The organism is Geodermatophilus sp. SYSU D00705, from assembly GCF_054050135.1.
Genome location: NZ_JBJGYT010000001.1, coordinates 176601 through 199420, shown reverse-complemented (window position 1 = coordinate 199420; position 22820 = coordinate 176601). Strand labels below are relative to the sequence as shown.

25 protein-coding genes and 1 tRNA gene are annotated in these 22820 nt (G+C 74.9%); 13 read left to right on the top strand and 13 right to left on the bottom strand.

All coding sequences use genetic code 11. From position 1 onward, the window contains the following. Positions 1–3 precede the first annotated feature (3 nt). The 3 genes from arr to soxR all read right to left on the bottom strand — a co-directional run bounded on the left by arr (position 4) and on the right by soxR (position 1901). A complete protein-coding gene (gene arr, locus ACI78Q_RS00870) occupies positions 4–435 on the bottom strand; it encodes an NAD(+)--rifampin ADP-ribosyltransferase (RefSeq protein WP_456921521.1) in 432 nt (143 codons plus the stop codon). Positions 436–480: 45 nt separating this feature from the next. Next, positions 481–1332, bottom strand: coding sequence for a 4,5-DOPA-extradiol-dioxygenase (gene ygiD / locus ACI78Q_RS00865; RefSeq protein WP_456921408.1), 852 nt, complete (start codon positions 1330–1332; stop codon positions 481–483). A gap of 98 nt (positions 1333–1430) precedes the next feature. After that, the gene (gene soxR / locus ACI78Q_RS00860; protein ID WP_456921407.1) at positions 1431–1901 is read right to left on the bottom strand and encodes a redox-sensitive transcriptional activator SoxR; all 471 of its coding nucleotides are present in this window, start codon (positions 1899–1901) and stop codon (positions 1431–1433) included. Between the two features lie 71 nt (positions 1902–1972). Between soxR and ACI78Q_RS00855 the strand changes: the two genes are divergently transcribed. The 3 genes from ACI78Q_RS00855 to hflX all read left to right on the top strand — a co-directional run bounded on the left by ACI78Q_RS00855 (position 1973) and on the right by hflX (position 4971). Further along, positions 1973–2671 (top strand): SDR family NAD(P)-dependent oxidoreductase, encoded by a 699-nt coding sequence (locus ACI78Q_RS00855; protein WP_456921406.1) that lies wholly within the window; start codon positions 1973–1975, stop codon positions 2669–2671. Then, a complete protein-coding gene (locus tag ACI78Q_RS00850; protein WP_456921405.1) occupies positions 2668–3687 on the top strand; it encodes an S-adenosylmethionine:tRNA ribosyltransferase-isomerase in 1020 nt (339 codons plus the stop codon). Before ACI78Q_RS00855 ends, ACI78Q_RS00850 begins: the two co-directional genes overlap by 4 nt. Positions 3688–3840: 153 nt before the next feature. Next, complete coding sequence (hflX, locus tag ACI78Q_RS00845; RefSeq protein ID WP_456921404.1) at positions 3841–4971, top strand: GTPase HflX; 1131 nt, start codon at positions 3841–3843, stop codon at positions 4969–4971. Positions 4972–4974: 3 nt separating this feature from the next. Here the strand turns inward: hflX and ACI78Q_RS00840 are convergent, their stop codons facing one another. Beyond that, a complete protein-coding gene (locus tag ACI78Q_RS00840; protein WP_456921403.1) occupies positions 4975–5682 on the bottom strand; it encodes a (2Fe-2S)-binding protein in 708 nt (235 codons plus the stop codon). A gap of 121 nt (positions 5683–5803) precedes the next feature. On the opposite strand from ACI78Q_RS00840, the gene acs reads away from it, so the two are divergent. From acs to ACI78Q_RS00825, 3 genes are all read left to right on the top strand, one after another. Next, the gene (acs, locus tag ACI78Q_RS00835; protein ID WP_456921401.1) at positions 5804–7753 is read left to right on the top strand and encodes an acetate--CoA ligase; all 1950 of its coding nucleotides are present in this window, start codon (positions 5804–5806) and stop codon (positions 7751–7753) included. Between the two features lie 389 nt (positions 7754–8142). Beyond that, on the top strand, positions 8143–8646 hold the full coding sequence (locus tag ACI78Q_RS00830; RefSeq protein ID WP_456921399.1) for a phage holin family protein: 504 nt from the start codon (positions 8143–8145) through the stop codon (positions 8644–8646). A gap of 25 nt (positions 8647–8671) precedes the next feature. Continuing rightward, positions 8672–9598, top strand: coding sequence for an alpha/beta fold hydrolase (locus ACI78Q_RS00825; RefSeq protein ID WP_456921398.1), 927 nt, complete (start codon positions 8672–8674; stop codon positions 9596–9598). Here the strand turns inward: ACI78Q_RS00825 and ACI78Q_RS00820 are convergent, their stop codons facing one another. The 5 genes from ACI78Q_RS00820 to nth form a co-directional block, all read right to left on the bottom strand. Next, positions 9599–10780 carry a MarP family serine protease gene (locus tag ACI78Q_RS00820; RefSeq protein ID WP_456921396.1) on the bottom strand — a complete coding sequence of 394 codons (1182 nt, stop codon included), beginning with the start codon at positions 10778–10780 and terminating at the stop codon, positions 9599–9601. Positions 10781–10785: 5 nt separating this feature from the next. After that, positions 10786–11196 carry a plastocyanin/azurin family copper-binding protein gene (locus tag ACI78Q_RS00815; protein ID WP_456921395.1) on the bottom strand — a complete coding sequence of 137 codons (411 nt, stop codon included), beginning with the start codon at positions 11194–11196 and terminating at the stop codon, positions 10786–10788. A gap of 68 nt (positions 11197–11264) precedes the next feature. Beyond that, positions 11265–12038 (bottom strand): NUDIX hydrolase, encoded by a 774-nt coding sequence (locus ACI78Q_RS00810; protein WP_456921394.1) that lies wholly within the window; start codon positions 12036–12038, stop codon positions 11265–11267. Then, positions 12035–12613, bottom strand: a complete 579-nt coding sequence (locus ACI78Q_RS00805; RefSeq protein ID WP_456921393.1) for a TlpA family protein disulfide reductase — start codon at positions 12611–12613, stop codon at positions 12035–12037. The genes ACI78Q_RS00810 and ACI78Q_RS00805 overlap by 4 nt, the downstream gene beginning before the upstream one ends. After that, positions 12610–13395, bottom strand: coding sequence for an endonuclease III (gene nth / locus ACI78Q_RS00800; protein WP_456921391.1), 786 nt, complete (start codon positions 13393–13395; stop codon positions 12610–12612). Before nth ends, ACI78Q_RS00805 begins: the two co-directional genes overlap by 4 nt. A gap of 158 nt (positions 13396–13553) precedes the next feature. Between nth and ACI78Q_RS00795 the strand changes: the two genes are divergently transcribed. Together ACI78Q_RS00795 and ACI78Q_RS00790 are read left to right on the top strand one after the other, a co-directional pair. Then, positions 13554–13796 carry a hypothetical protein gene (locus ACI78Q_RS00795; protein ID WP_456921390.1) on the top strand — a complete coding sequence of 81 codons (243 nt, stop codon included), beginning with the start codon at positions 13554–13556 and terminating at the stop codon, positions 13794–13796. A 245-nt stretch (positions 13797–14041) separates the two neighbouring features. Beyond that, the gene (locus tag ACI78Q_RS00790) at positions 14042–14716 is read left to right on the top strand and encodes a Crp/Fnr family transcriptional regulator (RefSeq protein ID WP_456848801.1); all 675 of its coding nucleotides are present in this window, start codon (positions 14042–14044) and stop codon (positions 14714–14716) included. Between the two features lie 150 nt (positions 14717–14866). Here the strand turns inward: ACI78Q_RS00790 and ACI78Q_RS00785 are convergent, their stop codons facing one another. The 3 genes from ACI78Q_RS00785 to ACI78Q_RS00775 are packed head-to-tail and all read right to left on the bottom strand — an operon-like array spanning position 14867 to position 16336. Next, positions 14867–15658 carry an NUDIX hydrolase gene (locus ACI78Q_RS00785; RefSeq protein ID WP_456921389.1) on the bottom strand — a complete coding sequence of 264 codons (792 nt, stop codon included), beginning with the start codon at positions 15656–15658 and terminating at the stop codon, positions 14867–14869. Between the two features lie 25 nt (positions 15659–15683). Next, the gene (locus ACI78Q_RS00780) at positions 15684–16157 is read right to left on the bottom strand and encodes a RidA family protein (protein ID WP_456921387.1); all 474 of its coding nucleotides are present in this window, start codon (positions 16155–16157) and stop codon (positions 15684–15686) included. 5 nt (positions 16158–16162) lie between these two features. Further along, complete coding sequence (locus ACI78Q_RS00775) at positions 16163–16336, bottom strand: hypothetical protein (RefSeq protein ID WP_456921386.1); 174 nt, start codon at positions 16334–16336, stop codon at positions 16163–16165. A gap of 186 nt (positions 16337–16522) precedes the next feature. Between ACI78Q_RS00775 and ACI78Q_RS00770 the strand changes: the two genes are divergently transcribed. Genes ACI78Q_RS00770 through ACI78Q_RS00760 form a run of 3 tightly spaced genes read left to right on the top strand, consistent with a single transcriptional unit; the run spans position 16523 to position 21179 of the window. After that, complete coding sequence (locus ACI78Q_RS00770) at positions 16523–17515, top strand: ArsA-related P-loop ATPase (RefSeq protein ID WP_456921385.1); 993 nt, start codon at positions 16523–16525, stop codon at positions 17513–17515. Continuing rightward, positions 17512–18771 carry an ArsA family ATPase gene (locus ACI78Q_RS00765; protein WP_456921384.1) on the top strand — a complete coding sequence of 420 codons (1260 nt, stop codon included), beginning with the start codon at positions 17512–17514 and terminating at the stop codon, positions 18769–18771. Before ACI78Q_RS00770 ends, ACI78Q_RS00765 begins: the two co-directional genes overlap by 4 nt. Positions 18772–18812: 41 nt before the next feature. Continuing rightward, positions 18813–21179 carry a penicillin-binding protein gene (locus ACI78Q_RS00760; RefSeq protein ID WP_456921382.1) on the top strand — a complete coding sequence of 789 codons (2367 nt, stop codon included), beginning with the start codon at positions 18813–18815 and terminating at the stop codon, positions 21177–21179. Between the two features lie 113 nt (positions 21180–21292). On the opposite strand, the gene ACI78Q_RS00755 is transcribed toward ACI78Q_RS00760, so the two are convergent. Next, positions 21293–21745 (bottom strand): GatB/YqeY domain-containing protein, encoded by a 453-nt coding sequence (locus tag ACI78Q_RS00755; RefSeq protein ID WP_456921381.1) that lies wholly within the window; start codon positions 21743–21745, stop codon positions 21293–21295. Between the two features lie 53 nt (positions 21746–21798). Between ACI78Q_RS00755 and ACI78Q_RS00750 the strand changes: the two genes are divergently transcribed. After that, a complete protein-coding gene (locus ACI78Q_RS00750; RefSeq protein ID WP_456921380.1) occupies positions 21799–22710 on the top strand; it encodes a metallophosphoesterase in 912 nt (303 codons plus the stop codon). A 31-nt stretch (positions 22711–22741) separates the two neighbouring features. Then, positions 22742–22818: transfer RNA gene (locus ACI78Q_RS00745), tRNA-Pro, on the top strand. Positions 22819–22820: the final 2 nt, after the last annotated feature.

The following is a 22820-nucleotide window of genomic DNA, read 5'->3' as shown; positions in this document are numbered from 1 at the left end:
GGGTCAGTCCTCGATGACGTCCAGCCCCTGCTCGCGCAGCAGGGCGAGGTGGTCGAGCATCCCCTTCAGGACGTCGGGGTCGTGCCCCTGCCACCTCTCCACCTCGCCGACGACGCGCAGCGGGTGGCGGGTGCGGTAGGACTGCGTCGGGTTACCCGGGAACCGCTTGTCCGTCACGTTCGGGTCGTCCTCGAAGGGCCCCAGTGGCTCCACGACGTAGATGCGTTCCCGCTCCCCGCTCCCGGCCAGCGCCGTCGCGAGCTCCGCGCCCCAGACGGCGGTGTCCACGAGCGCGGTGAAGTAGACGTTGCTCGACACCCGCCCCGCATGGAAGTTGGAGCCGCGGCCGGGCACCAGCTCGTCGCCGACCTGGAGCGCGGACCTCGTCCCGTGGAAGAAGGGGCCGGTGACGTGTGCGCAGTGGTCGTAGGTCACGGGGACGTGGTGGCTGGCGTCGTCGGGCCCCACCGTCGCCTCCACTCAGATGTTGGCGCCGTCGGCGGGTGGCTCCTCGGGCAGCGGCGCGGCGAAACCGGCGCCGTCGACCACGGGCGGGGTCATGCCCACGGTGTAGGCGGTCATCGACAGCGACCCGTAGGCGTAGCCGTCGACCAGCACGTCGGCGGTCGTGCCGGTCGCCCCGGCCACGCCGGCGACGTAGAGCAGCGGCAGGAAGTGGTCCGGCGTCGGGACGGCGAGGTCGTAGTCGCGGTGCCCGTCGAGCTTGCCCACCTCCGTGGGCTCGAGCTGCATGAGCTCGCGGGCCTGCTCGTCGAAGCGGCGCGCCCAGTCGAACCCGGCGTCGGGCAGCGCGCGGCTGACCCCGCCGAGGTTGTGGACGACGTTGCCGCTGCCGATCACCAGCACGCCGTCCTCCCGCAGCGGGGCCAGGGAGGCGCCCAGCTGCAGGTGGTAGTCGAACGGCTTGAGCGCGTTGATCGACAGCTGCACGACCGGGATGTCGGCGTCGGGGAAGGCGTGCCGCAGCACCGACCAGGTGCCGTGGTCGATGCCCCAGCTGTCGAGGTCGGCGCCGATCCACGTCGGGTGGACGACGTCGGAGATCTCCTCGTGCAGTTCGGGCAGGCCCGGCGGCTCGTAGCTGACGTCGAACAGCTCGCGGGGGAAGCCGAAGAAGTCGTGGATCGTGCGCGGCCGGGGCATCGCCGTGACGGCGGTGGCGTGCACGTACCAGTGGGCCGAGACGACCAGGATGGCCCGCGGGCGGGGCACCGACTGCCCGAACGCCCGCCACGCCTGGGTGTAGCGGTTCTCCTCGAGGGCGTTCATCGGGTTGCCGTGGCCGATGAACGCGGCGGGCATGACCGGCATGGGTCGCTCCCCTCGTCGACGGCGGTCCGCCGATCATCTCCCGCCCCCGCGCCGGAGGCGAGGTGGTGCGGGCCGTCACCCCGCGTCGGTCCCCGTGGTCACCCGGCGTTGGAGGTGGGCGGCACCCGTCGCAGGGCCGGGGACAGCCACCGCGCCCCCGGGCCCTCCCCGCCCGCGACGTCGCCGGGGTTGGACAGCGCGCACCGGGTCAGCGACAGACAGCCGCAGCCGATGCACGACGCCAGCCCGTCCCGCAGCTGGACCAGCGCGGCGATCTGCTCGTCCAGCCGGTCCCGCCAACCCTGCGACAGTCGCGCCCAGTCCCGCGCCGACGGCGTCCGCCCCTCGGGCAGGGTGGCCAGCGCGGCCCGGATCTCCGGCAGCGTCAGCCCGACGTTCTGCGCCGCCCGGATGAACGCCAGCCGGCGGAGCACGCTGCGCGGGAAGCGCCGGGCACCCCCGGCGGTCCGGGACGCCGCGACCAGGCCCTGCGCCTCGTAGTAGCGCAGCGCCGACGCGGCCACCCCCGACCGCTGCGCGACCTCGCCGATGGTCAGCTCGTCCGCCACGGCGGGCTCCTCTCCTCGAGCCGGCTCGAACCCCTTGACCTCAAGTTGACTTCAACTCCGACGGTAGCTCCATGAGCACACCGACCGCACTCGTCACCGGAGCGTCCCGCGGCCTCGGCGCTGCCCTCGCCGAGGCCCTGAACCGGCGCGGGTGGCGGCTGGTCGTCGATGCCCGGGACCCCCACCGCCTCGCCGCCACCGTCGCCGCGCTCCCCCGCCCCGACCTCGTCACGGCGATCGCCGGCGACGTCGCCGACCCCGGCCACCGGGCCGCACTCGCCGCCGCCGTCCCCGGCCGCCTGGACCTGCTGGTCAACAACGCCAGCGAGCTCGGCCCCACCCCGCTGCCCCGTCTGGCCGACCTGCCGGCCACGGCCCTCGAGCGGGTGCTGGCGGTCAACACCGTCGCCCCGCTGGCCCTGCTGCAGGCGGTGCTGCCGGCGCTCGAGCGGGCCGGCGGGCGGGTGCTCGACATCAGCAGCGACGCCGCCGTCGAGGCCTACGAGGGCTGGGGCGGGTACGGCGCCAGCAAGGCCGCGCTCGACCAGCTGACCGCCGTCCTCGCCGTCGAGCACCCCGGCCTGCGCCTGTACGCCGTCGACCCCGGCGACATGGCCACCGACATGCACCACGCGGCCGACCCCGACGCCACGGGCCTGCCCGGCCCGGAGTCCGTCGTCCCGGCGCTGCTGACGCTGGTCGACGGCGACCTCCCCAGCGGCCGCTACCGCGCCGCCGACCTCCCCGTCCGGCTGGAGGTGACCCGGTGACCGCGGTGGCGATGGGCCGGGAGGCGACCGCCCCGCCCGAGCACCGCGGGCTCGCCCGGGACGGCGTCCGGCTGATGGTGGTCCGCCCCGACGGGCTGCGCGACGCCACCTTCCGCGACCTGCCCGAGCACCTGGAGCCCGGCGACCTGCTCGTGGTCAACACCTCCGCGACGTTGCCCGCCCGCCTGGACGCCCGGCGGGCCGACGGCACCAGCACCCCGCTGCACGTCTCGACGACGCTGGACGACGGCGACTGGGTGGTCGAGGTGCGCCGCCCCGGCAACGACGGCCCCGACCGCGGCGTGGAGCCCGGCACCGTGCTGGGCCTGCCCGGCGGCGTCCGCCTTCGGCTGCTCGCGGGCTTCCCCGACCCGGCCCGGGCCTCCCGGCTGTGGCGGGCCCGCCCCGACCCGCCGGTCCCGGTCGCCGACCACCTGCGCCGCCACGGGCAGCCGATCCGCTACGGCTACCTCACCGCCGCGCCGTCCCTGTCCGACACGCAGAACGTCTACGCCACCGAGCCGGGCAGCGCGGAGAACGCCAGCGCGGGCCGGCCGTTCACCGAGCGGCTGCTCGTGCGGCTCGTGGCGCGCGGGATCGTCGTCGCCCCGGTGGTCCTGCACGCCGGCGTCTCCAGCCCGGAGCTGCACGAGCCGCCGGCGCCCGAGCGGTTCCGGGTGCCGCCGGCGACGGCCCGACTGGTGGAGAGCACCCGCGCGGCCGGGCAGCGGGTGGTCGCCGTCGGCACCACTGTCACCCGCGCGCTGGAGTCCGCGACCGGGGAGGACGGCGTTCCCCGCCCGGCCGCCGGCTGGACCGACCTCGTCCTGGGCCCCGACCGCCCGGCGCGTGTGGTCGACGGCCTGGTGACCGGCCTGCACGCGCCCGACGCCAGCCACCTGCTGCTGCTCGAGGCGGTGGCCGGGCGGGACCTCGTCGACCGCGCATACGCCCACGCGGTCGACGGCGGCTACCTGTGGCACGAGTACGGCGACACGATGCTGTTCCTGCCCTGAGCGCGGGGTGGCAGGGGCGCGCTCCGTCGGCGACGCTGGAGGGGCCGGAGCGCGCCCCGCGGGGCACCGGGCCAGGACGGCCCCACCTCTTCCGGCGCCGACCCCGGGCCGGCGGCCCGGGCCCGGGAGGCGGACGTGCCAGGGACGTGGCTGTTGGGCGCACAGGCGCCCCCCGACGGTGATGCGGACAGCCCCCGTGCGGTCCTCCTCGGCCTGCGGGCCGGCGGTGACGGCGCAGGCGGCTCGGGCGACCCGCTCGACGAGCTGGCGCGGCTGGCCGAGACCGACGGGGTGGCCGTCGTCAGCCGGATGGTCCAGGCCCGCGACCGGCCCGACCCGGCGACCTACCTGGGCGCCGGCAAGGTGGGCGAGCTCGCCGAGCTCGTGCGCGAGCAGCAGGCCGCGCTGGTGATCGCCGACGGCGACCTGTCCCCCGCCCAGGTCCGCAACCTCGAGGAACGGCTGGACGCGCGCGTGGTCGACCGGACGGCGCTGATCCTCGACATCTTCGCCCAGCACGCGCGCAGCAGTGAGGGCAAGGCGCAGGTCGAGCTGGCCCAGCTGGCCTACCAGCTGCCCCGGCTCACCGGGCACGGCACGGAGCTGTCCCGGATCGGCGGCGGCCGCACGGCGGGCGGCGCAGGCACCGGCGTCCGCGGACCCGGCGAGATGCGGCTGGAGAGCCAACGGCGCCACCTGCGCCGCCGGATCACACTGCTGCGCCGGCAGGTGCAGGAGACCGCCCGGCGCCGCCAGCGCACCCGGCTGCGGCGCCGCCGGAACCGGGTGCCCGCGGTGGCGCTGACCGGCTACACCAACGCCGGGAAGTCCGCGCTGATGAACCGGCTGGCCGGAGCCGACGTCCTGGTCCAGGACGCGCTGTTCGCCACGCTGGACCCCACGGTCCGCCGAACCCGCACCCCCAGCGGCCGCGAATACACCCTCACCGACACCGTCGGCTTCGTCCGCCACCTGCCGCACCAGCTGGTCGACGCCTTCCGCTCCACGCTGGAGGAGGTGACCGACGCCGACCTGGTGCTGCACGTCGTGGACGCCTCCGCCCCCGACGCCATGGCGCAGGTGACGACGGTCCGTGGCGTGCTCTACGAGATCGGCGCCCGCGACAAGCCCGAACTGCTGGCCCTCAACAAGGTCGACGTCGCCCCGCCGGAGTGGGTGGCGGCGCTGCAGGTGGCCCATCCGGACGCGGTCCCGGTGTCCGCCCTCACCGGCGAGGGCACCGAGGACCTCCGGCGGGCGGTGGAGGAGCGGCTGGGCGGCTAGCGGTCAGCGCATCCGCGCCGCGGTGTCGGCCAGCAGCACCTCCCGGTGCGCCGCCGGCCGCCGCGGGCAGGAGGTGCACAGCGGTTGGGTGGGCAGCCGGTAGAGCAGGCAGCACGACACCCGCCGCACGAAGCGGACCCCCTCGACGTCGACGTAGCCCGGCACCGGCAGCGGCGGTCCCACCGCGGCCGCCAGGTCGCCGGCCAGCGCGGTGGCCCGCGGGACGTCGTCCAGCGCGCGGCCCAGCGCCAGCAGCCGGCCGGCCAGCGAGTCGGCGGCGATCGCCCACAGCGGGCGCGGCCGCATCCGGCCCGCCTCGGCCACGGCGGCCACCACCTCCGCCAGCGAACCGCGCAGCTCGCCGGCGAGGTCGGCTCCCCCGGCCGCCGCGGTCGCCGCCACCAGGACCCCGCCGGACAGCTCGGCCAGGGTCGTGTCGGAGAGCCGCGCCGACAGCGGGCGCCCGGTCAGCAGGCCGGCCAGCGACGGCGTCAGCAGCACCGACGACGCGGAGTACCACCAGACCGTCGCGAGCACCCGCCGGTCCGCGCTGCCGTACCGCTCGCCCAGCTCCGCCAGGCGGGACGCCGTCCACCCCGGGTCGGCCAGCCGGACGGCGGGCAGCGGGCGGGCCGATGGCGGCACGAGCAGGCCGAGCGCGGCCGCCCCGGGCACCCGGGCGGCCACCTCCACCTGCGCGTCCGCGGTCACCGGGGCAGTCTCGCCCGAGCACGCCATCCGGGGCAGACGCGGGGCGCCCGGGCGCCATACGGTGTGGCGGGGAGCACGTTCCGTCGTCCCCGGGACGACGGCCGAGACCGGGAGGAGCCGCATGAGCGAGACGACCGAGGTGGAGGGCCGCCGGTTCCCGGCGCCGGAGGCGCTGGCCGCGCAGGCCAACGTGGGTCCCGACGTCTACGAGGAGGCGTCGCGGGACCGGCTGGCGTTCTGGGCGACGCAGGCCGAGCGCCTGACCTGGACGCAGAAGTGGGACGAGGTCCTCGACTGGACCAACCCGCCCTTCGCGAAGTGGTTCGTCGGCGGCAAGCTCAACGTCGCCTACAACTGCGTGGACCGGCACGTCGAGGCCGGCCACGGTGAGCAGGTCGCCTACCACTGGGAGGGCGAGCCCGGCGACACCCGCACCATCACCTACGCCCAGCTGAAGGACGAGGTCTGCAAGGCGGCCAACGCCCTCGTCGAGCTCGGCGTCCAGGCCGGCGACCGGGTGGCCATCTACATGCCGATGATCCCCGAGACGGTGATCGCGATGCTGGCCTGCGCCCGCATCGGCGCCGTCCACATGGTGGTGTTCGGCGGGTTCTCCGCCGACGCGCTGGCCAGCCGGCTCGACGACTCCGGCGCCGTCCTCGTCATCACCGCCGACGGCGGCTACCGCCGCGGCGCCCCCAGCGCCCTCAAGCCCGCGGTCGACGACGCGGTCGGCCGGGGCGGCGCGGTGCGCAACGTCCTGGTGGTCAGGCGCACGGAGCAGGACGTCGAGTGGACCGAGGGCCGCGACCTGTGGTGGCACGACGTCGTCGAGCGGCAGTCGGCCGAGCACACCCCGGAGTCCTTCGACGCCGAGCACCCGCTCTACATCATGTACACGTCGGGGACGACGGCGAAGCCCAAGGGGATCCTGCACACCAGCGGCGGCTACCTGACCCAGGTCGCCTACACCCACTGGGCCACCTTCGACCTCAAGCCCGACACCGACGTCTACTGGACCGCCGCCGACGTCGGCTGGGTCACCGGCCACAGCTACATCGTCTACGGGCCGCTGGCCAACCGGGCGACGAGCGTCATGTACGAGGGGACGCCGGAGACGCCGCACCGCGGCCGCTGGTTCGAGCTCATCCAGAAGTACGGCGTCACGATCCTGTACACCGCGCCCACGGTGATCCGCACGTTCATGAAGTGGGGCGAGGACATCCCCGCCGGCTTCGACCTCACCAGCCTGCGCGTGCTCGGCTCGGTCGGTGAGCCGATCAACCCCGAGGCGTGGCTCTGGTACCACGAGCACATCGGGGGCGGCCGCTGCCCGATCATGGACACCTGGTGGCAGACCGAGACCGGGGCCCACATGATCACCCCGCTGCCCGGCGTCACGAACCTCAAGCCCGGCTCGGCGCAGACCCCGTTCCCGGGCATCTCGGCGAAGGTCGTCGACGACGAGGGCAACGAGCTCGGCGACGACACCACCGGCCTGCTGGTGCTCACCGAGCCGTGGCCGGCGATGCTGCGCACCATCTGGGGCGACGACGACCGCTACGTCGACACCTACTGGTCGCGCTTCGGCAAGGACGTCTACTTCGCCGGGGACGGCGCCAAGAAGGACGCTGACGGTGACATCTGGCTGCTGGGCCGGGTGGACGACGTCATGAACGTCTCCGGGCACCGCATCTCCACCACCGAGGTCGAGTCCTCGCTGGTCGCGCACCCGGCGGTGGCCGAGGCGGCGGTCGTCGGCGCCAGCGACCCGACGACGGGGCAGGGCATCGTCGCCTTCGTCATCCTGCGCGGCAGCGCGGAGGACTCCGGCGACGACCTGGTGCAGACCCTGCGCACCCACGTGGCCAAGGACATCGGCCCGATCGCCAAGCCCCGCCAGATCATGGTCGTGCAGGAGCTGCCCAAGACCCGCTCCGGCAAGATCATGCGCCGGCTGCTTCGCGACGTCGCCGAGAACCGGGAGCTCGGGGACGTCACCACGCTCACCGACTCGTCGGTGATGAACCTGATCAAGGACAAGCTGCCCGCGTCGCCCTCGGAGGACTGAGAAAGGACCCCCTGCCCCCCACCGCTCGCATGCTCCCGGCGGGACCCTGCAGGGGGCCAGAAGCCAAGGCGCGCCCCCTGCCCCGACCGCTCGCACGCTCCCGGCGGGACCCTGCAGGGGGCCAGAAGCCAAGGCGCGCCCCCTGCCCCCACCGCTCGCACGCTCACGGCGGGACCCTGCAGGGGGCCAGAAGCCAAGGCGCGCCCCCTGCCCCCACCGCTCGCACGCTCGCGGCGGGACCCTGCAGGGGGCCGCGCCGGGGAGGGGCTCCCCCTCCCCGGCGACCCGGTCGGGGGACGCGAGGACGCGCGCCCGGCGATCATGGGGCACGATTCCCCCAGCCCCGCGTGCACGCGGGGACGTCCGCCCCAGTCCAGGAGGTGCCCCCCGTGGCCCACAGCGCACAGTCGACCCCGTCCCAGGGCCGGCCCGCCGGCGCGGAGGACCCCTCCATCGGGGTGCTCGTGCAGAGCGCCATGGCGGACATGTCGACGCTGATCCGCAGCGAGATCGAGCTCGCCAAGGCCGAGATGGGGCGGTCGGCGAAGAAGGCCGGCATCGGCGCCGGCGCGTTCGGCGCGGCCGGTGTCCTGCTGGCCGTCTCCACGGTCTTCCTCTTCATCACGATCGCTGAGTTCCTCACCTGGCTCGGCCTCCAGCGCTGGATCTCCTACCTGATCGTCTGGGCGTTCTTCGTGCTGCTCGCCGTGATCGCCGCCGTGATCGGGCGCGGGCAGCTCAAGAAGATCGAGAAGCCCGAGCGGACGCTGGAGACCCTCCGCGAGCTGCCGGAGGTCGTCCACCGCGAGGCCCCGGGCGAGCGTCGCCGGGAGGTGCCGACCGTGACCAACGGCCGGGTGCAGCTGCGCGGCAGCGACCAGTACTCCGTCTGACCGGCGCGCCCCGGCGCCCGGCCCGGTGAGCACCGCCGACGAGGAGCCGCCCGACGCCACCAGCGTCCTGCTGCCCGGCCCCTGGACCCACCGCGACGTCTCCGCCAACGGCGTCCGGCTGCACGTGGCCGAGGCCGGCGAGGGCCCGCTGGTGCTGCTCCTGCACGGCTTCCCGCAGTTCTGGTGGACCTGGCGCGCCCAGCTGTCCGCCCTGGCCGCCGCCGGCTTCCACGCCGTCGCCCCCGACCTGCGCGGATACGGCGGCAGCGACAAGCCGCCGCGCGGCTACGACCTGCCGACGGCCGCCTCCGACGTCGCCGCGCTCGTGCGCGCGCTGGGTGAACGGGACGCCGTCCTCGTCGGGCACGACTGGGGCGGGCTGGTGGCCTGGTCGGCGGCCGCCCTGCACCCCCGCAGCGTCCGCCGGCTGGTGGTGCTCTCGATGGCCCACCCCCGGCGGCTGCGCGCGTCGCTCACCGACCCCGCGCAGCGACGGGCGCTGCGGCACGTCCTCGGATTCCAGCTGCCGCGGCTGCCCGAACGCCGGCTCACCCGTGCCGACGACGACCCGGTCGCCGAGCTGATGCGCCGGTGGGCCGGCCCGGACTGGACCTCCACCGCCGACTTCGCCCAGGCCGTGGAGCGCTACCGCTCGGCGGCCCGCATCCCCCAGGCCGCCTACGGCTCGATGGAGTACTTCCGCTGGTTCGGCCGCTCCCAGGTCCGCCCCGACGGGTGGCGCTACGCCCGCCGCATGGCCGCCCCGGTCACCGCGCCCACCCTGCAACTGCACGGCGGCCTGGACCCCTGCGTACTGCCGTCGTCGGCTCTCGGCTCCGGCCGCTACGTCGCCGGCGCCTACGACTGGCGGGTGCTCCCCGACGTCGGGCACTTCCCGCAGGAGGAGTCGCCCGAGGCGGTCAACCAGGCGCTGGTCGACTGGGCGAGGTGACTACTCGCAGGCGCCGGTGGGCACCTCCGCGGTCGCCGTCAGCCCGGCCTGCCGGGCCCCGTCGACCTGCGCGTTGGTGAGGGCGTAGCCGGTGAGCGGGTCGTCGATGGCCGAGGCGAACACGACGCCGAGCACGTGCCCCTGCGAGTCGAACAGCGGGCCGCCGGAGTTGCCCGCGCGCACCTCGCCGCGGAGGGCGTAGACGTCGCGGACGACCGTCTGGGAGTTGCGGAAGTCCGGGCCGCTGATCTCGCCGCGGTCGCGCACCCGGGCCGGCCCGACGAACAGGCCGCCGCCGCCGGGGTAGCCCATGATGATCGCGTCCGCGCCGGACTCGACCGGGGCCGGGGCGAAGGTCAGCGGCACCTGCGGCAGGTCCGGGACGGCGAGGACGGCGATGTCGGTCTCCTCGTCGATGTACACCGGCGTCGCGTCGTACTCCTCGCCCTCGGCGGCGACCACCGGGTCGGTGACCCCGGCGAGCACGTGGGCGTTGGTCATCACCCGCTCGTCGGCGAAGACGAACCCGGAGCCGTCGATCTGCCGCGCGCAGGACGGCGCGACACCGCTGATCTGCACGACCGACCCCTGCACGGAGGCCACCACCGGGCTGCCGCGCAGCGCCTCGTCCGGCGCCGGGACGTCGGGGACGTCGGTGGGGGTGAGCGGGTCGAGGACGTCGGGCAGCCCGCGCCGGTCGATCGCCTCCCGCAGCGAGTCGTACACCGCCCGGACGCTGTCGGGCACGCTGCGGTCGACCGCCTGCACCAGCGCCGACTGCCGCACCTGCCCGGCCACCTCCGGGAAGGGGGCGGTGGCCAGCGGGGTGGCCACCATCCAGGCCACCAGCAGCACCGCGGCGGCCGACAGCACCGCACCCGCCACGGAGTCGACCATCTTGGCCGGTTCCCAGGTGACCCGCCGGCGTACCGCCCGGCCGACCGCACCGGCCAGCACCTGCCCGAGCAGCGCACCGGCCAGCACGACGACCAGCGCGGCGAACACGCGGGTCACCGGTGAGCCGTCGACCCGTTCGGTCACCGGTCCGGACAGCTGGGCGCCGAGCACCGCGCCGCCGAAGAAGCCGAAGAAGGACGCCGCGGAGACGATCACGCCCTGCCGGAAGCCGGAGAAGCCGAAGGACAGGGCCAGCACGATGAGGACGACGTCGACGATCGACACCCGGGTCAGCCCTGCACCGTCATCGTGCCGAGCTGCCCGAGCTGGGTGTGGAAGCTGCACTCGAAGGGGTGCTCACCGGGGACGGACACGGTGAACTCGATGGTGCGGCTCTCCCCCGGGGCCAGCAGCGGGATCTCCGGTGTGATCGGCTCCGCCCCGGCGTCCGGGGTGAACCGGAAGTTGTGCGTCAGCTGCTCGGCGACGTTGACCACGGTCAGCCGGACCGGCCCGGGCGCGACGGTGAAGGTGGCCGGGGTGAACACGTAGTCGTCCTGCGTCTGCAGGGTGACCTCCTGGACCCCGTCCGGGGCGGTGCTCACGGTGCCGAGGTCGGGCCCGGCCGACGTCGTCGCCGCCGGGCTCCCGGATCCGCCGCCGCCACACCCGGCCAGCAGGACCACTGCGGCGGCGACCACGACGGCCTTCCTGCAGGAGCCCGCCGCGGGCGTGCGACCGGTGGGGGCCGAGAAGGTCCTTCTCCCGTTCATCGCGGGGGAACCGTACGCGTCGGAGGCCCGTCGGGCGCGGGGTCGGCGACCGTCGGCGCGGCGGCGTCCTCCTCCTCGACGGCGTCGAGCGTGCCCGGCAGCTGCGGACGCCGCACGCCCAGGACGGGCAGCTCGCGGACGTCGGACTGGTCCCACGGCCGGGCCAGGCCGGCGGCCTCGAGGATCGCGTCGAGCAGCCCCGCCGTGAACCCCCACACGACCATGCCGGCCACGCCGAACGCCGGCCCGACGTAGCCGGAGGGGTGGCGGGCCCGGAACCGGTTGGCGGGGTCGGTCAGCTCCGCCAGCGGCACCCGCGCCACGCGGGCCACCTCCCGGGGGTCGCCGACGCTGACGTCGCGCGGGTCCTCCCACCAGCCGACCACCGGCACGACGAGGTTGTCCGACGGGCCGAGGAACAGCTCGGGCAGGGTGGCCAGCACCCGCACCCCGTCGGGGTCGATGCCGGCCTCCTCCTCGGCCTCCCGCAGCGCCGTGCCCACCGGGTACTCGTCGCCGGGGTCGGCGCCCCCGCCCGGGAAGGCCGGCTGACCTGCGTGCGTGCGCAGGTGCGCGGACTTCTCGATGAGCAGGACGTCGGCGCCGCGCGGGCCCTCGCCGAAGAGGATGAGCACCGCCGAGCGGCGGGCCGTCGCGGTCGGGCGGGGCATGCGGTGGCGCAGCGGCAGGTCGGCGCCGGTGTCCAGCAGCCGGTGCAGGTACGCCGGGAGGCCGTCGGGGCGCTGCTCCTCGCCGGCCGCCGCGCTCACAGCTGCACCCCCAGGTGCTCGGCCACCAGGCCCTCCAGCTCCTCCAGCGAGGTCACCGGGCGCAGCTGCAGGTGGGCGACGGAGCCGTCGGCGCGCAGGAAGTAGGTGTAGGGCAGCCCGCGCAGCCCCTGCTCGATGGCGAGGTCGCCGTCGGCGTCGACGCCGGTGGGCATGGTGACCCCCGCGTCGGCGGCGAAGGCCCGCCCGTTGTCGCTCGTGTCCTGGCTGACCAGCCCGACGACGCGCAGCCGGTCGCCGGCCGCGTCGGCCAGCTGCTGCACCACAGGCAGCTCCTCCCGGCACGGTCCGCACCAGCTCGCCCACAGGTTCACCACGGTGGGCACCCCCTGCGCCCGGCCGAAGGCGAGCTGCCCGCCCCCGAGACAGTCGACGGTCACGTCGGCGAGCACGTTCCCGCCGGACGCCGGCTCGTCGGGCTGCTCCGGGCACGCCGCGGTGGTGTTCGTCACGGCCGGGGCCGCGGACGGCGCGGCACCGTCGTCCGTCGCCTCGGCGCCGCAGCCGGCCAGCGCCAGCAGCAGCGCACCGGCGACCACCCGCCCGCGGACGCTCATTCGGTGTCGGAGGCGGCCGGCGTCTTGACCAGCTTCAGCGCGACCTCCGGATCGGTGGGGCCGATGCCGTAGGACGGGCACCAGCGGGCCAGACCGCACGCCCCGCAGGCCGCCTTCTTGGCGTGGCAGACCCGCCGGCCGTGGAAGATCACCCGGTGGCTGAAGTCGGTCCACTCCTTCTTCGGCACCAGCTCGGCGACCTCGGTCTCGACCTTGACGGGGTCCTCCTCCGCCGTCCAGCCGAAACGGCGCACCAGCCGGCCGAAGTGGGTGTCGACGGTGAGGCCGGGGACGCCGAAGGCGTTGCCGAGGACGACGTTGGCCGTCTTGCGCCCCACGCCGGGGAGGGTGACGAGGTCGCCCATCCGGCCGGGCACCTCGCCGTCGAACCGCTCGACCAGCGCCTGCGCCAGGCCGAGGGCCGAGTTGGCCTTGGCCCGGAAGAAACCGGTGGGCTTGAGGATCTCCTCCAGCTCGCCGCGGTCGGCGCCGGCCAGGGCCACGGCGTCGGGGTACTTGGCGAACAGGGTGGGGGTGACCCGGTTGACCATCTTGTCGGTGGTCTGCGCCGACAGCACGGTGGCGACCAGCAGCTCGAAGGGGTTGGTGAAGTCCAGCTCGCAGTGCGCGTCGGGGTGGATCAGCGCCAATTCGCGGGCCATCCGGCGGGCCCGGCGGGTGCGCGCCAGCGGCGTCTCCTCCGGGTCGTACGGCGCTCCGCCGCGGGCGGCGGCGCGCCTCGCGTGCGGGGGGACCGGGCGTGCGTAGGCGGGCGAGGACACGCGGTCGAGGGTAGGCGGATGAGCTGACGATCCCGGGGGCGTGCCATCATCGCAGCCGCCGTGGGCGCGGATTCCGCCCCGCGGGACGGGGTACACAGGAGTGCGCGCGGGCGCCGGCCGACCGGCGCCGCCCCCGACGAGGACGGAGGAGGTACCCGGTGGTCGCCCTCATCGTCATCCTGTTCCCACCGCTGCTCATCGCGTTCCTGCTGGTGATGGAGCGGGTCGAGGAGCCGCTGCGCCGGCCCACCGGTCCCCGTGAGGTCGCCGAGTTCCTCTCCACGGCGAGCCCCGGCGAGGTCGACACCCTCGCCTCCTCCGGCATCCGCCGGGCCATGGCCCGCTGGCGGCGGCGGCGCTCGTCGCGCGTCATCCAGGAGGCCGAGCCGCCCGTCGTCTGAGGAAGGACCCGTCCTCCCCACCCTTCGCGAGCTCAGGGCGGACCCCGGACGAGCAAGAACGCGGGTCGGCCCCGCGGTGTCGTCCGCCATCCCCTCCCTCGTCGGGGTGGCCCGGTCTCCCACCGATCGGGTGACCACGCGCACAGCCCCCTAGACTCACTGCGGACAGCGCCGCGCCACAGGCGCGCGCTCTCCGGGAGGCGCCGGTTGTCGGCGTTCCCACTGGTCGTGCGAGAGGACGCGTAGTGGACGAGGTGCTGGCCCAGTCCGGGCTCTTCCAGGGACAGTCGGAAGAGGCGGTGGAAACGGTCATCAGCCGCCTCGAGACGATCACGCTGCCGCGAGGCCGAGTCGTGTTCAACGAGGGCGAGCCGGGCGACAGCCTCTACATCGTCATGTCCGGCAAGATCAAGCTGTCCCGCCGCTCCCCCGACGGCCGCGAGAACGTGCTCGCCGTCATGGGTCCGTCGGACCAGTTCGGTGAGCTGTCGGTCTTCGACCCGGGCCCGCGCACCGCGACGGCGACCGCGGTCACCGACGTCAAGCTGGCCCGGATGCCGCAGTCGGTCATCCGCCCCTGGATCGAGGCGCACCCGGAGATCGGCGAGCAGCTGCTGCGGGTGCTGGCCCGCCGGCTGCGACGGACCAACGACTCCGTGGCCGACCTGATCTTCACCGACGTCCCCGGCCGGGTGGCCAAGGCGCTGCTGCAGATGGCCGACCGGTTCGGCAGCCGTGAGGGCGAGGGCCTGCGGGTCAAGCACGACCTCACCCAGGAGGAGCTGGCCCAGCTGGTCGGCGCCTCGCGCGAGACGGTGAACAAGGCGCTGGCTGACTTCGTGCACCGCGGCTGGATCCAGCTGCAGGGCAAGTCGGTCGTCGTCCTCGACGAGGAGCGTCTGCGCCGCCGCGCCCGCTGACGCACTCGACGCGACGAGGCCCCGCTCCGGGACCGGAGCGGGGCCTCGTCGCGTCGTGGCAGCGCCCAGCGGCCGCTCTGCGGGCGTTCTCCGGGGTCTGCGGGCGCTGCAGTGCCCGCAGAGCGCGAGGAGGACCCGCAGGGCACAGGCTCAGGCCGGGAGCGGCACGACGATCCGGATCCGCGTGCCGTCGGGCAGCACGGCCCAGCGGCCGTCGGGCTCCTCCACGAAGGTGGGACTGATCGGCTGCAGCGGCTCCGGCGGCGAGCCGGCCAGCACGGCGGCCACGTCGGCGAAGGGCTCGAGCTGGCCGAGGGTGTGGATGGTCGGCGGCAGCATCGGCCGCGTGCCACCGCGCATCTCCGCCAGGGCGGCGGCCGGCGTCAGCCAGCTCGCCTCGTCCGCCTCCCCCGTGACGTGCCGCGCCTCCTGCCCGACCGGCAGCGCGGCGGCGAAGAACTTGGTGTCGTAGCGCCGCGGCTCGTCCGGCGGGGTGATCCAGTGCGCGAACGGGCGCAGCAGGTCCGAGCGCAGTGCCAGGCCGCGGTCGGTGAGCAGCTCGGCCAGGGACAGCTCCCGGGTCAGCAGGGCCTGCCGCTGCTCCTCCCAGTCGTCGCCGCTCACGTCCGGCACGACGGCCGAGCCGTCGGCCGGCCCGGCGAGCAGGACGCCGGCCTCCTCGAACGTCTCCCGGACGGCGGCGCACACGAGCTCGCGGGCGGTCGGCTCGTCGCAGCCGAACGCCTCCGCCCACTGCGCCGGGGACGGGCCGGTCCAGGCGGTGTGGACGTCGGTGTCCCGCGGGTCGACGCCGCCGCCGGGATAGGCGGTCATCCCGCCGGCGAAGGGCATGCCCCGGGTGCGCCGCAGCACGTAGACCTCGAGGCCCGGGGTGCCGTCCCGCAGCAGCAGGACGGTGGCCGCCTGGCGCGGCTCGGTCACCTCCACGCCCACGGCTCGCCCGCCGTCATCGCAGTTCGACGGTGAGCTCGACCTCGACGGGGGCGCCCAGCGGGAGCTCCGCCACGCCGACGGCGCTGCGGGCGTGCCGGCCGGCGTCGCCGAAGATGCGCCCGAGCAGCTCGCTGGCCCCGTTGACCACCCGTGGCTGACCGGTGAAGCCCTCGGCGCTGGCCACGTAGCCGACCACGCGGACGATCCGGGCCACCGAGTCCAGCCCGACCAGGTCGTCGACGGCGGCCAGGGCGTTGAGGGCGCACAGCTTGGCGTCGTGCGCGGCGTCCTCCGGGTCGACCGAGCCGCCGACCTTGCCGGTGCGGCGCAGCCCGCCGTCCACGAACGGCAGCTGCCCGGAGGTGTAGACGAGCTGACCGCTGCGCACCGCCGGGACGTAGGCGGCCACCGGTGCGGCCACCGGGGGCAACCGGATGCCGAGCTCGGCCAGCCGGGCGTGCCAGCTCTGGGTCTGCGGCGTCGTCACGGCGGTCAGCCCAGCGGGCGCTTGAGGTACGCGACCGGCTGCTCGGCGCCGGCCGGGCCCGGGAGCACGGTCACCAGCTCCCAGCCGTCGACGCCCCAGGAGTCGAGGATCGCCTTGGTGTTGTGGATCAACAGCGGGATGGTGGCGTACTCCCACCGGACACGGGCCGGTTCGCTCATGGCCGCGACGCTAGCGCAGCCCCCCGGCTCCGTCCCGGTCCCGGCCGAAGGCTCCGTCCCCGGGCCCGCCCCGAGCTCGCGAGGGGTGGGGAGGACGGGGTCCCGCCTCGGCCCCTCGGCCCCGTCCCGGGGCCCGCCCCGAGCTCGCGAGGGGTGGGGAGGACGGGGTCCTTCTAGGCTGGCGCCGTGGCCTCCGAACCCTTCCCCGTGCGCTGTCACGTCGTGACCGGCAAGGGCGGGACCGGGAAGACGACGGTGGCCGCCGCTCTCGCCCTCGCCCTGGCCACCGACGGCCGGCACGTGCTGCTGGTCGAGACGGAGGGCCGGCAGGGCATCGCGCAGCTGTTCGACACCCCGCCCCTGCCCTACGAGGAGCGGCGGGTGGCGGTGACCCGGGGTGGCGGCGAGGTGAAGGCGCTGGCCATCGACGTCGAGGAGGCGCTCCTCGAGTACCTCGAGATGTTCTACAACCTCAAGCGGGCCGGCCGGGCGCTGCGCAAGATGGGCGCCATCGACTTCGCCACCACGATCGCGCCCGGCCTGCGGGACGTGCTGCTCACCGGCAAGATCAAGGAGGCGGTCACCCGCCGCCGCGACGGCCGCCGGGTCTACGACGCCGTGGTGGTCGACGCCCCGCCGACCGGCCGGATCACCCGCTTCCTCGGCGTCACCGGCGAGATGGCCGGGCTGGCCCGCTCGGGGCCGATCAAGACGCAGAGCGACGGCGTGATGGCGGTGCTCAAGTCGCCGCAGACGGCGGTGCACCTGGTGACCCTGCTCGAGGACATGCCGGTCCAGGAGACCGCCGACGCCATCGCGGAGTTGACGGAGGCCGGTCTCCCCGTCGGCTCGGTGGTCGTGAACATGGCCGCAGAGCCGCTGCTGCCGGAGGACGAGCTCGACCGCGCCGCCACGACCGGGCTGACCGGCGCCGACCTCGCTCCCGCCCTCACCGCCGCGCACGTGCACGACGGCAGCGCGCTGGCCGAAGCGCTGGCCGCCGAGGCGGTCGAGCACGCCCGGCGCTGGGCAGCCCAGGACGAGCTGCGCGACGAGGTGGAGGCCCTCGGCCGGCCCACCGTCGAGCTGCCGCTGCTGCCCGGCCCCATCGACGTCGGGGCGCTGTTCGAGCTGGCCGGCCGGCTGGAGGACCACCTCCGGGCCGAGGTGGCGGCGTGAGCGAGGCCGCCGGGCCGGCCCCGGCCGAGCGGCACCACCGGCACCCGCGCCCCGCCGCACCCCCTCCACCCGAGGCCCTCCCCCTCGACCTGGCCGAGCTGATCGCGGACCCGGACACCCGGATCATGGTCTGCTGCGGCGCCGGCGGCGTGGGCAAGACGACGACCTCGGCCGCCCTGGCCCTCGCCGCCGCGGAGTGCGGTCGCAGCGTCGTCGTCCTCACCATCGACCCGGCCCGCCGCCTGGCGCAGTCCCTGGGACTGGGAGAGCTGGACAACGAGCCGCGGCGGGTCGACGTCCCGGGGGCCAAGGGCGAGCTGCACGCGATGATGCTGGACATGAAGCGCACGTTCGACGACGTCGTGTGTGCGCACGCCACGCCGGAGCGGGCCGAGCAGATCCTGGCCAACCCCTTCTACCAGGCGCTGTCGTCCTCCTTCGCCGGTACGCAGGAGTACATGGCGATGGAGAAGCTGGGCCAGCTGCGGGCCAGCGAGCACTGGGACCTCATCGTCGTCGACACCCCGCCGTCGCGGTCGGCCCTGGACTTCCTCGACGCCCCCAACCGGATGAGCCGGTTCCTCGACGGCACGATGATCCGGCTGCTGACCGCCCCCGCCCGCGCCGGCGGCCGCGCCGGCATGCGACTGGTGGGCGCCGGCTTCCTGGTGTTCAGCCGGATCATCAGCAAGATCCTCGGCGGCCAGCTGCTGCGGGACATCTCCGCGTTCGTCTCCGCGCTGGACACGATGTTCGGCGGGTTCCGGGAACGTGCCACCGCCACCTACGAGCTGCTGCGCCGGCCGGGCACCTGGTTCGTCGTCGTCGCGACGCCGGAGCCCGACGCCCTGCGTGAGGCCTCCTACTTCGTCGACCGGCTCTCCAGCGAGCAGATGCCGCTGGCCGGGCTGGTGCTCAACCGCACCCACCCGCCGGCCACCACCGGACTGACCGCCACCCGCGCCGACGCGGCCGCCGAGGAGGTGCTCGAGGCCGGCGGGGAGGGCGCCGGGCTCGCCGCCGGGGCGCTGCGCGTGCACGCCGACCGCATGGGCGCCGCCGCCCGCGAGCAGCGGCTCGCCGACCGGTTCACCAGCGCCCACCCCCAGGTCGCCGTCCGCACCGTGCCGGCGGCCGCCGGCGACGTGCACGACCTCGACGGGCTTCGGGTGATGGCCGACGCGCTGACCGGTCCGGATGACGACACGCCGACAGGAGTCCCACGCACCAGAGTGCTCCCCGCGCGCCGTCGCTGACGGCGACGTCAGGAGCACGCCGGCACGTACATTTGCTCGCGATGTCTCCCGCCGCCCCCGCCCGCGCCCGGGTCCTCGCGAAGCTCGCCGCGACGATCGTCCTCGCCGGAGCACTGCTCGCCGGCATGCTGCTGCCCTTCGTCGGGGGTGGCGGCGTGGTGGCGCGGAACTCCGCGTCACTGCTCGACGCCCTCCCGGTCGAGCTCACCGACGCCGCCCCGGCCGGCAACACCCGGGTGCTCGCCGCAGACGGGTCGCTGATCACGCACTTCTTCCGGAACAACCGGACGCCGGTGGAGCCCGACCAGATCGCCGACGTCATGAAGCAGGCGCTGGTCGACATCGAGGACTCGCGCTTCCAGCAGCACAACGGCCTGGACGTGCAGGGCACGCTGCGGGCGCTCGTGACGAACGTGGCGGCCGGGTCGGTGCGTGAGGGCGGCTCGACGCTGACCCAGCAGCTGGTCAAGCAGACCCTCGCCGAGACGGCCGACACACCGGAGGAGCGGCAGGCGGCCACCGAGGAGAGCCTGGGGCGCAAGCTCAAGGAGGCCCGGCTGGCCCTCGCCCTGGAGGAGGAGTACTCCAAGGACGAGATCCTCACCCGGTACCTGAACATCGCCTACTTCGGGCAGGGCGCCTACGGCATCCAGGCCGCGGCACAGAAGTACTTCAGCGTGGACGCCGCCGACCTCACGCTGCCGCAGGCGGCGATGTTGGCCGGGCTGGTGCAGAGCCCGGCCAACGACGACCCGATCGCCAACCCGGAGAACGCGCAGGTCCGGCGCAACCAGGTGCTGCTGCGGATGTTCGACCTCGGGCACATCAGCCAGCAGGAGCTGACCGAGATCTCCGCCTCCCCGGTGGAGGTCGCGCCGGGCGCGCAGCCGGCCAACGGCTGCATCGACGCCTCGATCGGCGGCTTCTTCTGCGCCTACCTGCACCAGTACCTCGTGCAGACGCTCGACATCTCCGACGAGACGCTGCAGAACGGCGGCCTGACCATCCAGACCACGCTGCGGCCGGACATGCAGGCCGCCGGTGACCAGGCCGTGCTCAACACCCTGCCGATGGGCGACCGGCTGGCCGGCATGTACACCGCCGTCGAGCCGGGCACCGGGCACGTGCTGGCGATGAGCGTCAACCGCCGCTTCGGCTGCGACGGACCCGAGTGCGAGTCCGTCGTCCTCAACACCGCCCACAGCCAGGGCGCGGGGTCGACCTACAAGACCTTCGTCGCCGCCGCCGCGCTGGCCGAGGGGTACTCGCAGTACTACACGCTCACCACCGGGGACCCCTACGTCTCCCGGGTCTACCGGGACGGCCGCGCGCGCTACGACGTGGAGAACGCCGGCAACTACCCGGCGACCCTGGACATGGAGCGGGCCCTCTACATGTCCTCCAACACCTACTTCCTCGCGCTCGAGGACGCCCTGGGCAGCGTCGAGAAGCCGGTGCGCATGGCCGAGGCCATGGGCATGGACTTCCGCTCGACCCCGGCCGACCAGATCATCGAGGAGAACCGCGGGTCGTTCACCTTCGGCGCCGAGCCGACCAGCCCGCTGGACCTCGCGGAGGCCTACGCGACCCTGGCGGCCAACGGCACCCAGTGCGACCCCACCCCGGTGACCGCCGTCCTCGACGACGAGGGGAAGCCGCTGACCGGTGAGGACGGGCAGCCGGTCGTCCGCGACGACAACTGCACCTCCGAGGCGATCCCGTCGGGTGTGGCCAGCACGCTCAACCAGATGCTGCGCAAGGACGTCGAGCCCGGCCACCCCGGCCAGACGGGTGCGCGCGCCTACGTGGCCGGCCACCAGATCGCCGGCAAGACCGGTACCAGCCAGAACAACTTCTCCGTCGCCTTCGTCGGCTACACGCCGCAGTACGCAGCCAGCGTGATGGTGCTCAACCCCAAGGAGAACCAGAACGTCGGCGGCTTCGGTGGCGGCAAGGGCGCCACGATCTGGCACGACGCGATGCAGCCGATCCTCGGGGGCCGGCCGGTGGTGCCCTTCCCCTCGGCGGACCCGGCCACGCAGAACGGCAACACCCGTCAGGTGCCCGCCTGCTCCGCGGAGGATGAGTGCCGGGCCGCACTGCAGGCTGCCGGCCTGACCTCGACCACCGTGGCCGTGGACAGCGACCAGCCGCCCGGCACGCTGCTGGGCACCGACCCCGGTGCCGGCGGCCGGGTCACGCCGGAGCAGGTGGTCACCATCCGGGTCAGCAACGGCTCGGCCTTCGTCGCCCCGGCACCGGACGCGGGGGCCACGGCGCCGCCCGCGACGGACGGGGGGCCCGCACCGGCCGGCGGCCCGGCCCCGAACCAGAACGGCGGCGGGGTCCTCACGCGCGGCGGCGGGTTCCCCGGCGGGGACGGCGGTGGGGGCCGGCCCGGCAACTGACCCACCTGCGACGTCCCCGGCGACCGCTCCCGGTCCCGGGGACGTCGCACGTCCGGGGCCGAGCGAGACGGACGGCGCGCTGAGGACGGCCCCGGCCGGGCCGCCGTCCCGGCTCAGCCCAGCTGGCGGCGCACCTCCGCGGCCACCCGACCGCCCTCCGCCCGCCCGGCCACCTCGCCCTGCACGGCGCCCATGACCCGGCCCATGTCCCTCATGCCGGCCGCCCCGGTGCGGGTGATCACGTCGGCGACGAGGGCGGCCAGGTCGGCGTCCTCGAGCTGGGCGGGCAGGTAGGCGCCGACGACCTCGCCCTCGGCGCGCTCGCGCTCGGCCTGCTCGGTGCGGCCCGCGGCGGCGAAGGCGTCCGCGGCCTCCCGGCGCTTCTTCGCCTCCCGGCGCAGCACGGCCTGGACCTCGTCGTCGGTCAGCTCGCGGGCCTCCTTGCCGGCCACCTCCTCCGCGGTCACGGCAGCCAGCACCATGCGCAGGGTCGCGGTCCGCAGCTCGTCGCGGGACTTCATCGCGGTGGTCAGGTCGGCGCGCAGCTGGTCCTTGAGGTCGGGCACGTGCCCAGCCTGGCACGGCGGGTCCGGCCGGCGCCCCCGTACCCTGGACTCCCGTGCGCGCGACCACCCTCGTCCCCTCCGCCGTCCTCGCGTCGGCGACCGCGGGGATCGCCTACGCCTCCCTCTACGAGCGCAACCGCTGGACGCTGCGCCGATTCGACGTCCCGGTGCTCGCGCCCGGGTCCGCGCCGCTGCGGGTGCTGCACCTGTCCGACCTGCACATGACCGCCGACCAGCGGTCGAAGCAGGCGTGGGTGGCCTCGCTGGTCGAACTGGAGCCGGACCTGGTGGTCGACACCGGCGACAACCTGGCCGGACACGACGCCGTCCCCGGCACGCTGCGGGCGCTGGAGCCGCTGCTGGAGCTGCCGGGCGCCTTCGTCCTCGGCAGCAACGACTACTACGCGCCGAGGCCGAAAAACCCGCTCAAGTACTTCAAGCGGCACCACAAGCGCGTGCACGGCGACCCGCTGCCGTGGCGGGACCTCCGCGACGGCCTCGCCGGACGCGGCTGGCTGGACCTCACCAACGCCACCGGGGAGCTGGTGGTGCGCGGACGCCGGGTCGTGTTCGGGGGCGTGGACGACTCGCACATCCGGCGGGACCGCTACGACCGGATCGCCGGACCCGCCGACGCGGACGCCGACCTGCGGATCGGGCTGGCCCACTCCCCGGAGCCGCGCGTGCTCGACCGGTTCGCCGCCGACGGCTACGACCTGCTGCTGTGCGGCCACACCCACGGCGGGCAGCTGCGCATCCCGTTCTACGGTGCGCTGGTCACCAACTGCGGCATCGACCGTGACCGGGTCCGCTGGCTGCACCGCTGGGCCGAGCCGGCGGCCGACCGCCCCGCCGGCACCTGGCTGCACGTCTCCGCGGGGCTGGGCACGAGCCCCTACGCACCGGCCCGGTTCGCCTGTCCGCCGGAGGCGACGCTCCTCACGCTGACCGCCCGTCAGACCTGAGGAGGGCGTCGGTTAGACTCCTTGCGTACCTCGGGGTGTGGCGCAGCTTGGTAGCGCGCGTCGTTCGGGACGACGAGGTCGCAGGTTCAAATCCTGTCACCCCGACCAGT

Bases quoted from the DNA above. Each gene is read 5' to 3' on its own strand.
- ACI78Q_RS00805 (WP_456921393.1), bottom strand. From the start codon at position 12,613: ATGAGCGTCCGCGGGCGGGTGGTCGCCGGTGCGCTGCTGCTGGCGCTG.
- ACI78Q_RS00760 (WP_456921382.1), top strand. From the start codon at position 18,813: ATGTCTCCCGCCGCCCCCGCCCGCGCCCGGGTCCTCGCGAAGCTCGCC.
- ACI78Q_RS00855 (WP_456921406.1), top strand. From the start codon at position 1,973: ATGAGCACACCGACCGCACTCGTCACCGGAGCGTCCCGCGGCCTCGGC.
- ACI78Q_RS00775 (WP_456921386.1), bottom strand. From the start codon at position 16,336: ATGAGCGAACCGGCCCGTGTCCGGTGGGAGTACGCCACCATCCCGCTG.
- acs (WP_456921401.1), top strand. From the start codon at position 5,804: ATGAGCGAGACGACCGAGGTGGAGGGCCGCCGGTTCCCGGCGCCGGAG.
- ygiD (WP_456921408.1), bottom strand. From the start codon at position 1,332: ATGCCGGTCATGCCCGCCGCGTTCATCGGCCACGGCAACCCGATGAAC.